Origin of the sequence: Lysobacter sp. TAB13, assembly GCF_052113885.1 — a bacterium.
Lineage (GTDB): Bacteria > Pseudomonadota > Gammaproteobacteria > Xanthomonadales > Xanthomonadaceae > Lysobacter > Lysobacter gummosus.
In genome coordinates this window covers 1-349 of record NZ_JBFRDR010000451.1, presented here as the reverse complement: position 1 = coordinate 349, position 349 = coordinate 1, and the positions used below count along the sequence as shown (strand labels likewise).

Sequence of the window (349 nt, the reverse complement as noted above, 5' to 3'; positions counted from 1 at the left end):
GACCGTGGCCGCGCGCTGATCGGCCTTGAGCGCTTCGCCGGGAACCGCAACCGGTCGCTTGACCGGCTCTGCGAGGATCTGTTGTCAGGGCGCGGTGAGGCCTCCGGCATGGCATTGGCGCAGACCGTTCTCGACCAGTGGGAACGGCTCGATCCGCCCGGGCACCTCAGTTTCTTCCGCTTGCTCCAGGATCGCTTCGGTCCGGATCAGGAGAAGTTGAGCGCCGCCATCGCGCGCTACCAGAATGAGCCGGACGCGGCTGCGATCGCAGCGCTGCACATTGCCTCCGAGCCGCGCCGGCAGGAACTCTTCCGCCGCCTCAACCTCGCGCCCGGCGGCACCCATGTGC

Annotated in this window: 1 protein-coding gene; it reads left to right on the top strand. The window is 68.5% G+C overall.

Translation table 11 applies throughout. The annotated features are described in order from the left end of the window. Positions 1–349: malonyl-CoA decarboxylase N-terminal domain-containing protein (locus AB4Y92_RS26915; protein ID WP_441822401.1), on the top strand; the 349-nt coding region annotated here is incomplete at both ends.